Origin of the sequence: Streptosporangium sp. NPDC002721 (assembly GCF_042888905.1) — a bacterium.
In the GTDB taxonomy this organism is placed as follows: Bacteria; Actinomycetota; Actinomycetes; order Streptosporangiales; family Streptosporangiaceae; genus Streptosporangium.
This window is the reverse complement of the sequence record NZ_JBIAQI010000015.1, coordinates 70,075-83,276: the sequence shown is the minus strand read 5'-3', so window position 1 is coordinate 83,276 and position 13,202 is coordinate 70,075. Positions and strand designations below refer to the sequence as shown.

The 13,202-nt window shown below is 72.5% G+C and carries 9 protein-coding genes and 1 pseudogene; 4 read left to right on the top strand and 6 right to left on the bottom strand.

Annotation, left to right across the window (positions count from 1 at the left end):
* Positions 1-37: 37 nt before the first annotated feature.
* A pseudogene (locus ACFYWM_RS22485) lies at positions 38-292 on the bottom strand (helix-turn-helix domain-containing protein); the annotation flags it as partial.
* A gap of 535 nt (positions 293-827) precedes the next feature.
* Between ACFYWM_RS22485 and ACFYWM_RS22480 the strand changes: the two are divergent.
* Together ACFYWM_RS22480 and ACFYWM_RS22475 are read left to right on the top strand one after the other, a co-directional pair.
* Complete coding sequence (locus ACFYWM_RS22480) at positions 828-1,118, top strand: hypothetical protein (protein ID WP_389917384.1); 291 nt, start codon at positions 828-830, stop codon at positions 1,116-1,118.
* A 214-nt stretch (positions 1,119-1,332) separates the two neighbouring features.
* Positions 1,333-2,187 (top strand): TIGR02452 family protein, encoded by an 855-nt coding sequence (locus ACFYWM_RS22475; protein WP_389917383.1) that lies wholly within the window; start codon positions 1,333-1,335, stop codon positions 2,185-2,187.
* A gap of 170 nt (positions 2,188-2,357) precedes the next feature.
* On the opposite strand, the gene ACFYWM_RS22470 is transcribed toward ACFYWM_RS22475, so the two are convergent.
* From ACFYWM_RS22470 to ACFYWM_RS22450, 5 genes are all read right to left on the bottom strand, one after another.
* Positions 2,358-3,236, bottom strand: a complete 879-nt coding sequence (locus ACFYWM_RS22470) for a DnaJ domain-containing protein (RefSeq protein WP_389917382.1) — start codon at positions 3,234-3,236, stop codon at positions 2,358-2,360.
* A 4-nt stretch (positions 3,237-3,240) separates the two neighbouring features.
* Positions 3,241-3,984: a hypothetical protein gene (locus tag ACFYWM_RS22465; RefSeq protein WP_389917381.1), complete on the bottom strand. Its 744-nt coding sequence runs from the start codon at positions 3,982-3,984 to the stop codon at positions 3,241-3,243.
* Positions 3,985-4,196: 212 nt separating this feature from the next.
* On the bottom strand, positions 4,197-5,345 hold the full coding sequence (locus ACFYWM_RS22460) for a low temperature requirement protein A (protein ID WP_389917380.1): 1,149 nt from the start codon (positions 5,343-5,345) through the stop codon (positions 4,197-4,199).
* Between the two features lie 95 nt (positions 5,346-5,440).
* Positions 5,441-6,319, bottom strand: coding sequence for a DoxX family membrane protein (locus ACFYWM_RS22455; protein ID WP_389917379.1), 879 nt, complete (start codon positions 6,317-6,319; stop codon positions 5,441-5,443).
* A 79-nt stretch (positions 6,320-6,398) separates the two neighbouring features.
* On the bottom strand, positions 6,399-7,931 hold the full coding sequence (locus ACFYWM_RS22450; RefSeq protein ID WP_389917378.1) for an MFS transporter: 1,533 nt from the start codon (positions 7,929-7,931) through the stop codon (positions 6,399-6,401).
* 261 nt (positions 7,932-8,192) lie between these two features.
* Between ACFYWM_RS22450 and ACFYWM_RS22445 the strand changes: the two genes are divergently transcribed.
* Both ACFYWM_RS22445 and ACFYWM_RS22440 read left to right on the top strand, forming a co-directional pair.
* Positions 8,193-10,130 carry a tetratricopeptide repeat protein gene (locus ACFYWM_RS22445; RefSeq protein WP_389917377.1) on the top strand — a complete coding sequence of 646 codons (1,938 nt, stop codon included), beginning with the start codon at positions 8,193-8,195 and terminating at the stop codon, positions 10,128-10,130.
* Between the two features lie 466 nt (positions 10,131-10,596).
* Positions 10,597-12,966 carry an AAA family ATPase gene (locus ACFYWM_RS22440; RefSeq protein ID WP_389917376.1) on the top strand — a complete coding sequence of 790 codons (2,370 nt, stop codon included), beginning with the start codon at positions 10,597-10,599 and terminating at the stop codon, positions 12,964-12,966.
* The last annotated feature ends 236 nt before the right edge of the window (positions 12,967-13,202 follow it).

Genomic DNA, 13,202 nt, shown 5'->3' with positions numbered 1-13,202 from the left:
TAGTGTCCGGTAAAAGAGATTCCCTGTCCGTTGCCGCAACATGCACGCCCAGTGCCTGTTGGTAGCTGCGAAGTAAGGCTGGAGTGGCCTCGCGTTGTCCGCGTTCCACCCGGCTGAGGTGTCCTTTTGATATGCCGATTCGCTCGGAGAGCACGTCGAGGCTGACCTTCGCTCCAAGCCGTGCTGCCCGCAGGTCCGGGCCACTGACCACGCTGAACGCCTCCTCCAGCCGGTGCGGCAACGATCGTTGCGGCACCGGCGCAACAGTGAATTGCCGGTTGTCGCCCCTCATGCTTTACACAGGCAGGGAACCAGCGGACATCAATTGTTTCCCTTGTCGTGAAATGTGGTTTCTCTGTTCGGTAATCATCAGGAGTAACCGCCGTCACGTGAATACGGCGCAGTTCATGGTGGCTCCGGTGCGGGGACGCGGTCAATGACTACGGTTGAGGGCGGCACTGTGAACAGCTTCGAAACGGGCGCGGACCTTCGGCGGCACACCCGGCCGACCGTCCCGGTCCTGATTACGGTCGATCCTTGTCATGCGGCTGAAAGCCTGCGAACGGCTCTGGGCGAGCACGGCATCGCCTCCGACGTTCACGACGGTTACGGGCTGGCGCTGGTGTCGGTCTGGGTGGGGCTGGTGGTGTGGTGTGACGGGGCGCGGTTCTGGTGGCGTACCGGGGGGGGGACGCCCGGCGGGGGCGGTTCGTCTATGCCTGGCATCCGGTGACCGAGCCCGGCCGTGCCGCTCGGCGCATAACGTTCCGCTACCGGGAGTTGAGGGAGACGCATCCGCTGTCGGAACTGATCGCCGAGAGCATGTCGTGATCGTTCTGGACGCGTGCCTGAGCCCGCACGTGGTGATGGCCCAGCGTGATCATGTACGGCTGGAGTGGCGAAGGCCGTACCCGGCGCTGGGACGAGTGCGTTCGGTGGCCTGGACCTGTTTCTGCCGGGCCACGGTCTACGAGTTGTGCGAGGGCGCGGGACGTGCGTTCCTGCGGCGGACCGTCCAGCGCGACGACGGGGACGACGAGGTCCACGAGACCTCCACATGGCCGGTCGGAGAGGCTCGGGCGATCTGGACGGCACTGCTGTCCGGTAGGGCCCGGTAGGAACGGGTGCGGTGGCGCGGGATCTGGAGGGACCCGCGCCCCCGCACCTTGATGGTCGGCGTGTGGAAAACCGCAGCCGGTACGAGTACGCGCATCATTTCGGCGGGCAGGTGAGAAAACCGGGCGGTTCCCGCCCCGAAGCCGCGGTGGGTGGGCCGCGTAGCCGGGAAAACCGTTCGGCCGGTGGGACGGTCACGGCCTACCATGCGGACGCGTGAGCAGAAGATTGCGCGGGATCGCGGCCGTCAACGAGCGGATCGCCGCCGAGGGCGAGTATCCGGCCGACGACGGCACCGTCGTCGTGGGCCCGGCGCTGAAGGCGGCGCTCTCCGGCACCGTGAGCCACCCGGCGGACGGGCACATCGACGTGCCCCACCCGGCGCCCGACCACCGCCGGACGTCCTTCGAGGTGACCGCCGAGGGCAGTCTCCAGGCCGCGCTACGGCTGCACCTCGCCGGGGCCGGGCGGATCGCCGTCCTGAACTTCGCCTCGGCCCGTAACCCCGGAGGCGGCTACCTCGGCGGCGCCAAGGCCCAGGAGGAGGATCTCTGCCGCAACGCCCTGCTGTATCCCTGCCTCCTGCGGGCTCCCGACTACTACGCCGCCCACCGCGCCTCCTCCGACCTGCTCTACAGCCATCGCGTCATCTGGTCTCCCGACGTTCCCGTGCACCGCGGCGACGACGGCCGGCTGCTGAGCGAGCCGTACCCTGTCTCCTTCCTGACCTCTCCCGCTCCCAACGCCGGAGAGGCGCTACGCCGTGACCCGGGCGTGCGGGACCGGATCCGGCGCGTGCTCCACGAGCGCGCGGAAAGGGTGCTGGCCGTGGCCGCCCATCACGGCGCGTGCGAGCTGGTCCTCGGCGCCTGGGGATGCGGGGTGTTCCGCAACGACCCCCGCGAGGTCGCCGAGGCGTTCCACACCCACCTCACCGCGGGCGGCGCGTTCTCGGCGATGTTCGAACGGGTGGTGTTCGCGGTCTGGGACCGTTCACCCGACTCCGCCAACCGGGCCGCGTTCGCCGAACGTTTCGCCTCCGTGGCGGGACCGGTCTCCGGACGACCGTGAGTGTCACAGCCACGGAAGGATCCGCCGAGCGCCGAGAATCTTCCAGATCAAGGGAGCGGTTCTCGCCGGTCCGTCCGTGAGTCGGTCCGTCCGTGAGTCGGTCCGTCCGTGAGTCGGCCCGTCCGTGAGTCGGCCCGTCCGTGAGTCGGCCCGTCCATGAGCCAGTCCGCCTATGAGGAGCCGCGGGTGAGGGCGAGGGTCGCGACGGTCACGATGACCACGGTCAGTGCGAGTGCCCACCATCCGCACACGGTCCCGCGATGTTGCATCGCCTCCGCCTCGCGGTAGTTGCCTCTGCCCTTCTCGACGTGGGCCAGGACCCCGAAGACGATCGCCGTCATTCCGAGCGGCGAGCAGCCGAGCATGCCGATGACGCCGAGTACGAAAGGCAGGGCTCCCAGGTCGGGAATCGGGGCCGGGGGCGCGGGCCATGGGCCGGGCCGGTCCGTCCATGGCCGCCGACCGTGTTCAGGCCGACCGTAGCCAGGTCGGTCGTATTCGGGACGGCCATAGTCAGGCCGACCGTAGCCGGGCTGGCTGTAGCCGGTTCGCGGGTGTTCGGGCTCCCAGTACTGATCGGGCCGCCGATACTGCTCAGGCTGCTCAGGTTGCCCGAATCCCGGGTGCTCCTCCCACCGCGGGGTCTCATGGGCAGGCTCGTCGTACCCGTGGCTCCGGCCGGGGCCGGTCCGGTCACCGGACGGGCCGAAGCCGGGCTGGGCGCGGGTCCACTCGCCGTCCGAGGCACCGGCTTCGTCGGGAGAGGCCTCAGGGGTGTGGGGATGGTGTTCCGTCACCGGCGGTCCGGTGAGACGTTCCGTCAGGAACGCGTCGTAGGCGGCTCTGGTGTCGGCGTCCGACAGGATCTCGTAGGCGCGGCGCGCCAGATTGAACGCCCGGCTGTCCTTCGTCCCCGTCTTGTCGGGGTGGGTGGCCTGGGCCAGGCGCAGGTACGACGCCCTGATGTCGCGGGCGTCCGCGTCGTGCGGGAGGTTGAGGACGTCGTAGGCGTTGTGGGCTGCCAGACCGTCGAACCGCCGGTCCGTCATTCCCTCAGTGCCTTCTGGCCACGTGGGCGATCCGGCAGATGAGACGCCAGGTGAAAGGGCTCCCCGCGTACCCTCTCGGTTGCGAGCGCGTTCCCGACGCGAACGTCACCTTGCGGCCGTCGGTGATGTAACACCAGATGCTCCATCCGGAATTAACGAGATTGTCGGAATCCTCGTAGTACCAGAAGGACCTTGGCTTTTCCCCGCCGCCGAAAGGCTCCTGAAGGAGAACCTGGGCGCGGTGCGGCAGGTGGCCGAGGAAGTCCCGGAACTCCTGGCTGAACCCGCTCTCCCGGCCGGTCGCCGCCGCGCCCGCCGCTCCCGTCCCGCCCCCGCCCGCTCCGGCGGGAGGGGTACGGTCGTGGATCTCCTCGAAGCGGAAGGACGCGGGGTCGAGGGGCAGGTAGGTGATCTCGTGCTGGCGGCGTCCGGCCGCCGACACGATCGGGGTGGCCTCGCAGAGCGCGTGGCTGCCGAGGACGACCCCGTAGATCTGCTCGGCGCTCCACTGGTGGGCCCACCATTCCAGCACCTCGCCGGCGCGCGCCTCCATCTTCTGCCGTACGACCGGATTGAGCATCTCCCACGCGCGTTCCCGACCGGCCATGTCCGGGACGGTGGGGACGTCGCCCGCCGGATAGGTCGGCGGCCGGTCGACCCTCCCTTCCCGGCCTCGGGAGGGGAGGTTCGATCCCGGCCAGGGGATCGGCTGGTTCCGGGGGCGGTCGAGTTCTCCGAAGTCGGCCATGGCCCTCATTTTTCCCGTCACATTTGAGGTGCGATGCGACGGCCCGTTTTTGTTATGGGATCACAACAACGGTTGGATTGTCGCCCCAATGCGAACACTGCGCGCGCACCCTCCGTGAATGGAGGTTCCGGCTCGGTGAACCCGCGGGGATATCCGGCCCACCCATATTAAATTTTGTATTCAAAGGGCGTTTCAGGAGTAGGCGAGACGCGCTACGGCACGGAGACGGTGGCGACCCGGCGTCGTTCCAGGACGATGACCGCGATCACCAGCGCGGTCAGCGCGACGAGCTGCGCGAGGGCCGACCAGAGGCCGAGCGCGACCGTCAGGAGCGAGACCAGGGCACCGGCGGCCCGCAGGCCGTTGCCCGCGATGCCGAGGACGCGCCGGAACCAGGCGTCGCCCGCCATGAACAGGGCGACGCCCGCGGCCAGGGTGAGGGCCGCGCCGAACTTCAGCGGGTCGGCCGGGTGACCGATCGCCTTCTTCACGCCCGCGGCGACCGCGACGATGCCCAGCAGCATCGGGATGTGCGCGTAGAAGTAGGCGCCGAGGATCAGCCGGGTGCGCCGCACCGGCTCGGCCGCCTCCAGGACGTGCTCGGCGCGCGTCTCGTCGTCGCCGCCGAAGTAGAGCCACCACAGGCAGGCCGCCAGCGCGAGACCGAGCACCGCCGCCAGGCCGAGGGCGAGGCCGACGTGGAGCCCCTTGGCGCCGATGCCGATCGCCACGATCGACTCGCCGAGCGCCACGATCACCAGCAGGCCGTGCCGCTCCACGATGTGCCCGGCCCGCAGGTCGAAGCCCTTCTGCCCGATGAAGTACGGGCTGCCCCACAGCAGGACCACCGCGCCCGCCCACAGCAGATAGGTGTACGGCGCGGGGACCAGGGCGGCCAGGCCGATGAGCGCGACCCCGCCGAGGTTGAACGGCAGCACCCGGGCGAAGGCCGAGGTGACCTGCAGGTACAGCCCGGCGTGCACGACGATCAGCAGCAGGTACCCGACCGCGAACGCCACGCCGTCGCCGTCGAACGCCGAGGGGATCGACAGGGCCACGATCATGAATCCGGCCATGCCCAGCAGGATCAGCACCCTGCGGGCGGGCCGCGTCGGGGGGACGGCGTTGGTCAGCCAGGCGTAACCGGCGTACATCCACCAGATGGCGCCGAAGACCAGCAGCGCCCGCAGCGCGCTCTCGGCGGGCCTGCCGTCCTGCAGGCCGTCCACCATCAGGCCGGTGAGCTGGGTGACGGTGAAGACGAAGACCAGGTCGAAGAAGAGTTCGAGGGTGGAGACGCGGAGCTCGGTCTCCGGCGGAGCGGGTTCGGCCCGCTCCGCGAACCAGCCGGGAAGACGCATCCGATCATTGTGCGGGTACGGCACCCGCCCGCGAATCTCAATAAAAGTCGGAAAAAGACCTTCTGTTCCCGATGGGAGATATGCGGCTTAAATAATCAGCTCTCGCTGGAGGGCCGGTCCTTCTTCCCGGCCACGAGCGTGTCGCCGGGCTTGCCGGGCGCGGGCGCCGCGACCGGCGTGGGCGTGGTCGCGGGGGTCGCCGGGGGCGCCGGGGGCACCGAGGTCGCGGCGCCGGACGGGGGCTTGCGGGTGCGCGTACGGGGCCGGGCGGCGGCGGGGAACTCCGCGGTGTCGGTGGCGCCCTCCGGGGTGGGCCCCGCCGAAGTGGGCCCCGCCGAAGTGGACCCCGCAGAGGCGGGCCCCGCCGAAGTGGATCCCGGCGAGGTGGACCCTGCCGGGGTGGATCCCGTCGAGGGCCTCTTCGAGGGGGACTCCGCCCAAGTGGGCTCGTCCGGGGTGGCGGGCCTTCTGCCCGGGGCGGGCGCCGCGTGGGTCTCGGGCTCGCGCAGCGCGGCGATGACGTCGTCGGCCTCGGTCTCGGCGGCGAAGTCCTCGGCCGCCTCCGCCTCGCGGCGCTTGATCACCACCATGTGGTCGACCGACAGGCGGCCCGCGCCGCCGACCGCGAGCAGGATGGAGGCGGCGCCGAGCGCGACGATCAGCTTGGCGTCGCCGCCGGTGAGCGGCAGGCCCACCTCGCCGCTGGCCAGGATGAACACGGCGAGGGCCTCGGCGAACAGCAGCAGCCCGCACGCGGCCACCGCCAGACCCGCGACCAGCAGCGCGCCGCCGATGAGTTCCGTGAGCATGGTGGTGGCGGCCCACACGTAGGGCCCGGAGGCTCCCAGGCTCGTGAACTGCTCGGCGGTGGCGTTCAGGCCCGCTTCGAGCTTGTGCCAGCCGTTGGCGAAGAAGATCCCTCCCACGCCCAGCCTGGCGGCCAGGGAGGCAAGATCATGAAGGGTTTTTCGCACGGTTCCTCATTCTGGTTAGATTCCCCGTTCTTGCCCATGCTTGACCGATAAATGACCGAGCTTAGACCTTCCAAACCCCTCACGAGGGGTCGTTCCCCTGTCTGTCGGGGCGGCGGGGCACCAGCAGTGTCACGGCCAGCGCGGTGGTGACGAGCAGGAACACGCTCACCAGAACCGTCACGTGCAGGCCGGAGACGAACGCGACGCGGGCCGCGCCGAGCAGGGCGTCCCCCACGCCGCCGCCGATCTCGCGCGCCACGTGCGCGGCGGAGGCGAGCGACTGGCGGGCCTCGTCCATCATCGCGGGCGCGACACCGTGGACCGTGGCCAGCGAGGGGGCGTACACGATCGTGGTGATCGTGCCGAGCACCGCGACCCCGAGCCCGGCGCCCAGTTCGTAGGCGGTCTCCTCGACCGCGGCGGCCCCGCCCGCGTGGGACTCCGGGGTGGACGACATGATCGTGTCGGAGGCGGCGAGCAGGGTGACCTGGATGCCGAAGCCGATACCGACGAAGCACAGCGTCAGGGCCACCGGATGCCCCTCGGTGTGCCAGGTCAGGGTGGGGGCGAGGGAGAGGGCGGTCAGCGCCAGCCCGCCGCCCATCGTGGCGCGCAGCCCGAACCGGCGCAGCAGCCGCGCCCCGGCCAGGCCGCCCGCGATCGAGGCGATCATGAGGGGGAGCATCCGTACGGCCGCCTGGAGCGGGCTGTCGCCGAGGACCAGCTGGAGATACTGGGCGAGCATGAGCTCCAGCCCGACCAGGGCGAAGACCGTGAGCAGCACGGCGCCCACCCCCGCGCGGAACGCCCGCCGCCGGAACAGGCTCAGGTCCAGCAGGGGGAAGGCCAGCCGCCGCTGCCTGCGGACGAACCAGACCAGCAGCCAGGCACCCCCCAGGAACGCCGCCAGGCCGCCCAGGTGCCCCGCCCCGGCCTCCTTCAGGCCGAAGGCCACCCCGAGGATGCCCAGCACCGACAGCAGCGCGCTGAGGGCGTCCCACGGCCGGTCGGCGCGCCTGCGGGACTCGGGCAGGAGCCTGGCCGCGACGGGCAGCAGGACCAGCAGGATGGGAACGTTGATCAGGAAGACGGCGCCCCACCAGAAGTGCTCGACGAGCACCCCTCCGACGATCGGGCCGACCGCGGCCCCGGCCGCGGCCACCGCGCTCCACACGCCCAGCGCGATCGCCCGCTCGTGCCGGTCGGTGAAGACCTGCCGGATGATCGAGAGCGTGGCGGGCATGATCATCGCCCCGCCGAGGCCGAGCAGCGCGCGCGCGGAGATCAGCGCGAGCGGGGTCGGCGCGAACGCCGCCGCGGCCGAGGCGACGCCGAAGACCAGGTATCCGGCCAGCACCAGGCGCTTGCGCCCGTAGCGGTCACCGAGGGTGCCGAAGGTCAGCAGCAGCGGCGCGACCATCAGCGAGTAGACGTCGATGATCCACAACAGCTCCACGGAGGAGGGTTCGAGGGCGGCCGTCAGCGCCGGTACCGCGATGTGCAGCACCGTGGCGTCCACCGCGATCAGCAGCAGACTGAAGCAGAGAACGGCGAGGACCGACCACCGGCCGGCCCCGGATGCCCGAGGGTCGCCGTCCGCGCGTCTGGCCATGACGGTGGTCATGGGCCGCTCAGAATCTGCCGGCCTGGACGAACATGCGTCGCAGCTTAGGCGAAGTCGGGCAGTGTCCGGGGCGGCATTGAACGATTGATTCGCATAGCTATGTCCGTTTTACGCCCTCGATCGGGCGGCGCTCCGGGCTGTTGGCAACCTCTCTAGAGAGATACAGGCATATACCGTCGTCTAGGCAAAAAGTGATCTCGCATCGACCATGGCGATCGTGGGGAGCCAGCGCGAGGTCCGTGAGCCGCCGTGGTGAGCGGGCCCGGCGGGGACGACCCCGCCCCGGTCCCGCCGCCGCGCGATCCCACCGACCCCCGGCACGGACGCGACCCCGCCCCGGTCCCCGTGCCGCCGCCCAGGGACCCGTCCGACCCCCGGCAGTGGTGCGCCGTGGCCGCCGCGTGGCTGGGCCGCGACCGGCCCGAGGCGGCGCTGGAGGCCGCCCGCAGGGCGCTGGACCTCGACCCCCGCTCCGAGTCGGTCACAGACTGGGGGTACCGCCTGGCCAGCCTCGCGTTCGAGCGGCTCGGCCGCGACGCGGAGGCCGTGGCCGCCGCCGAGGAGGCCGTTCGCCTCGCGCCGGGCTCCTGGGCCGCGCGGATGCGGCTGGGAGCCGCGCTGCGCCGGGTGCCGGGTCGCTGGCGCGAGTCGCGGGCGCAGGCGGACAGGGCCGTCCGCTACGCGCCCGAGGAGCCGGACCCGCACGTCCTCGCCGGAGACCTCGCGCTGCTGCGCGGCGAGTACGACCTCGCGGAGACCGCCTACCGCGAGGCGCTGCGCCGCCTGCCCGGCCACCCGGGCGCCAGGGTCAACCTCGGCCTGGCCCGGCTGCGCTGGGAGCGCCCGCGCGCCCACCACGACCCCGCCTGGCCGGTCGACCCGCGCGAGACGGGCCGGGCCAGGCGGGCCCTGGAGCGGTGGTCGCGGCAGACCCGGATCCTGCTGGCCGTCGCCCTCGTCGTGGTCTGCGCCGCGGAGTTCGGGCTCGGCCTGGCCTCAGCGGCGAGGATCGGCGGCGGGCTGGTGCCGCTCGCGGTCCTGGCGATCACCCTCAGGCAGGCTCAGCGGGTCAGGCTCTGGTCGTACGTGCCCGGCATGCTCGCCCGCGACCTGTGGCTCAGCGCGTCGATCGCGATCACCCTGGCCGCCGTGGCCGCGTACGTCGCCGCCGTGGCCACCCTCCCGGCCGAGGCCCCGCCGTTCCCGTCCGGCCCGCCGCCGGGCGCGCCCGGGGCGGTCTGGGCGGCCCTCGCCGGGCTGGTGCTCCTCAACGGGACCGTGCTGCTCTTCCTGCGTGTGCTCGTCGAGGCGTGGCGCGGGCGGCCGGTCAGGGCGCTGGCCGAGTTCGCCGCCGCCGGTGACGAGCGCACGGCCAGGCGCGACGTGAACGTGACCCTCTGGCTGGTGGCGGGCCGGGTCTGGTCGGTGCCGGTGGCGATCGTGGTGGCGGTCGTCGTGCTGGACGAGCGGAGCTGGGCGACGGCAGCTCTCGTCGTGCCGCTCGCGCTCGGCTGGGCGCGCGGCCGGGCCGGGCCGGGCCCCGGCCTCACCCTCGCGCCGGCCTCGGACCGAGGGCTGGCGGCGGTGCTGGCCCTGTCCGTCTCGGCGTCGGTCCTGCTCGGCGCGGCCGGGGCGGCACCGGCCCTCGGGCTCGCCACGGTGGGGGAGACGGCGGGGGAGTGGGCCTGGCGGGCCGGGATCGCGCTGCTCGCCGTACCGGTGGCGATCTTCGCCACCAGGTCGGTGCGGGCGTGGTGGCGCGGCGCGCCCGGCCCGTGGCGGGCCTCGCTGGTCATGTACGACGACCGCGGGAGCCGCCTTTCCGGCGACGCCGGGCCGCCGGTGGGACTCAGCGGGGAGGTGCGCGCGGCCTTCACCTACGCGCGGGGGGTGGTGCTCGCCTACGCCGACGCCGGCGGCCCGCGCGCGCTGGCCGTGGGCGCGGTGAGCTCGGTCGGCCCGGGCGGCGAGCTGCGCCTGATCGCCGCCTCCGACGCCTGGGAGGCCGCCGAGCGCGACCCCAGGGTGGCGGTCTTCGTCGCCGACCCGCTCGACCGCCGCTTCTGGGCCGAGGTACGCGGCATCGCCATCGGCGACACCGAGGCCGACCTGCTGAGGATCACCCCCAAGGAGGTCGTGGTCGGCGAGTACCCCGGCCGCCACCAGGGCCGGGCCCACCGCGACTGACCCGTCCCGCCGGGGTACGGGTCAGTCGCGGTGGTCATGGGCCGCTTCGCGTGGTCCGCAGCAGCCACGGGCCGCTTCGCACGGTCCGCTTCGCACGGTCCGCAGTGGTCATGAGCGGCCTCGCGCGGACGCGGCGGCCATGAGCCGCCTTGCCGGGCAGTGACATTTCCCTGCCCGCTCACCGGCGCGTGCCCCCGCGCGGACGGGCGGCGGGAGGCGGCAGGGACAGGGGCGTACCACCCGCCGGGAACGCGGGCGCGGGCCGCCGCGCGCGGGGCTCGGCGGCGGCACAGGGAAGCGTGGGACCGGAGAGACGGCGCGCGCCGAGCTTGCCGCCTCGGACGTTGGTTTCATCCGTTCTCATCCGGATATCTGATCGTGCCCGCACGACGGCGTGGCGCGCCCCTCAGGCACGCGCAAACGTCCCCTTGTTGCGGTATAACCGGGGGCGGACCGGGGAGGCGTGATGCGGGAATCCAGCAGGGCCCGTCCGGCGGGGCGCGCGGCGGCACGGGATCTGTTCGAGCAGGTGCGGCTGGGCTACTTCCGGCTCTCGCCGCCGCTGCGCAGGCTGATCTACCTCGCGGTGCTGGCCGGGGCGGTCGGGCTGGCGCTGGCCCTCGGCTGGTCGATCCTCAGCACGATCTTCGTCACCCTGACGCTGCTCGGCTTCGCGGCGCTGACCCTGAGCTTCCCCCGCGCCGCCGCCACCCTGCTCGTGGTGCTCGCCTGGCTGGCGGGAAACCTGATCTTCCAGACCGTCCTCTTCGGCCTGAACTCACCGATCCCGACGGCGCTGATGCTCCTCGGCCCCCTGGTCGCCGGAGCCGCCCACCTCATCCGCTGGGTCCCCCCGTGGGTGACCACGGTCATGGCGCTGGTGCCCGCCGGGATGACGGCCCTCCTGCTCGGCGTGGCCGTCACCGGGTTCGGGCCGTACCCGGCCATCTGGGTCACGTACGCCGTGGCGGCCGGGGTGCTGGTCTACCGGTTCCTGCAGGCCCGCCGGGTGCGGGAGGCGGCGCTGGAGCCGGGGGAGCGGCGCCAGACCGGGCTCCCGGTCCGCGAGGGCGGGCATTTCCCCCCCGCCCAGGGGAGCGGAGAGCGGGACGCGCCGCCGCCCATCTCGGTGGAGGAGGCGCTCGGCGAGCTGGACGCCATGATCGGCCTCGCCCCGGTGAAGGAGCAGGTCCGCTCGATCGCCGCCTCGATCGAGGCGGCCAGGTTACGCAGGGAGGCCGGATACTCCACCGAGCCGCCGATGCGGCACTTCGTGTTCGTCGGCCCGCCGGGCACCGGCAAGACCAGCGTGGCCAGGACCGTCGCGAAGATCTTCTACGCCTTCGGCCTGCTGGAGACCCCCTACGTGGTGGAGGCCCAGCGGGCCGACCTGGTGGGGGAGTTCCTCGGGGCCACCGCGATCAAGACGAACGAGCTGGTCGACCGGGCGCTGGGCGGGGTGCTGTTCGTCGACGAGGCGTACGGCCTGATCAACCCCGGTGACGGCCAGCCCGACAGGTTCGGCGCCGAGGCCGTGCAGACGCTGCTCAAGCGGGCCGAGGACGACCGTGACCGGCTGATCGTCATCCTGGCCGGATACGAAAAGGAGATGGCCACCTTCCTGGCCTCCAACCCCGGCCTGTCCAGCCGGTTCTCCAGCAGGGTCCGCTTCCCCAGCTACGCTCCGGACGAGCTGCTCCGGATCACCGAGCTGCTGCAGGCGCGCCGGGGCGACCGGATGGCGCCCGAGGCCGCGCCCGCCCTGCTCGCCCGCTTCGAGGACATCCACCGGCGCGCGATCGTCGACGAGCTGGGCAACGCCCGGTTCGTCCGCAGCCTCGTGGAGGCCGCCGCGCAGGCCAGGGACGTGCGCGTGGTCGGGGCGGGCGGCGCGCCCACCACCGAGGACCTGGTCACCACGGTCGGGGGCGACGTCGTCAAGGCCTTCGACGAGCTCACCGCCCGCTATCGGGGCTACCAGGCCGCCCCCTCCCTCGAGGAGGCGCTCGCCGACCTCGACCGCATGGCCGGTCTGGAGCCCGTCAAGCGGCAGGTGCACGCGATCGCCGCGCAGCTCAGGGTGGCGAAGATGCGCCAGGAGCGCGGGCTGCCGACCCCGCCGCAGATGCGGCACTTCGTCTTCGCCGGGCCGCCCGGCACCGGCAAGACCACCGTGGCCCGCATCCTGGGCCGCATCTTCGCCGCGCTGGGCCTGCTCGCCCAGCCCGACGTGGTCGAGGCCCAGCGGGCCGACCTGGTCGGCCAGCACCTCGGGGCCACCGCGATCAAGACGAACGAGCTGGTCGACCGGGCGCTCGGCGGGGTGCTGTTCGTCGACGAGGCCTACGGCCTGGTCAACTCCGGCTACAGCGGGGGCGACGCCTTCGGCACCGAGGCCGTGCAGACGCTGCTCAAGCGGGCCGAGGACGACCGCGACCGGCTGGTGATCATCCTGGCGGGGTACGAGCGGGAGATGGACGCCTTCCTGTCGTCCAACCCGGGCCTGGGCAGCAGGTTCAACCAGCGGGTGCAGTTCCCCTCGTACTCCCCGGGGGAGCTCACCGAGATCGCGGTGCTGCTCGCCGACGAGTCGGGCGACCGGTTCGACGACGCCGCCTGCCGCGACCTGGCCGAGGTCTTCACCTGGGTCTGCGACGAGGGCCTGATCGACGGTCTCGGCAACGGCAGGTTCGCGCGCTCGCTCTTCGAACGCGCCGCGATGCGCAGGGACGTGCGCCTGGCCGCCCTCGGCGGCGCCACCGCCAGCGCCGCCGACCTGACCACCATCACCAGCGCCGACCTGCGCGCCGCCGTGGACGAGCTCGCCGGGAAGTGACCCGGCTCCCCCGGAGGCGGCCGGGGCATTACGAAAGGCGTCTCCGGCTCCCCGGAAGATGATCCCGGACCCGACGGGCGTCCTCCCGGCTCCGATCGCCCGCGCTCCGGACCGGACAGGCCCCTGCCCGGACCCGCCCGGCCGGCTCGCGTACCCGATCGGCCGACCCGTGAGCCCGCCCGGCCGGCTCGCGGGCCCGGCCCGCTGACCTGCGGGCCCGACCGGCCGGTTCGCGG

Bases quoted from the DNA above. Each gene is read 5' to 3' on its own strand.
- ACFYWM_RS22470 (WP_389917382.1), bottom strand. From the start codon at position 3,236: ATGACGGACCGGCGGTTCGACGGTCTGGCAGCCCACAACGCCTACGAC.
- ACFYWM_RS22465 (WP_389917381.1), bottom strand. From the start codon at position 3,984: ATGGCCGACTTCGGAGAACTCGACCGCCCCCGGAACCAGCCGATCCCC.
- ACFYWM_RS22440 (WP_389917376.1), top strand. From the start codon at position 10,597: ATGCGGGAATCCAGCAGGGCCCGTCCGGCGGGGCGCGCGGCGGCACGG.
- ACFYWM_RS22450 (WP_389917378.1), bottom strand. From the start codon at position 7,931: ATGGCCAGACGCGCGGACGGCGACCCTCGGGCATCCGGGGCCGGCCGG.
- ACFYWM_RS22460 (WP_389917380.1), bottom strand. From the start codon at position 5,345: ATGCGTCTTCCCGGCTGGTTCGCGGAGCGGGCCGAACCCGCTCCGCCG.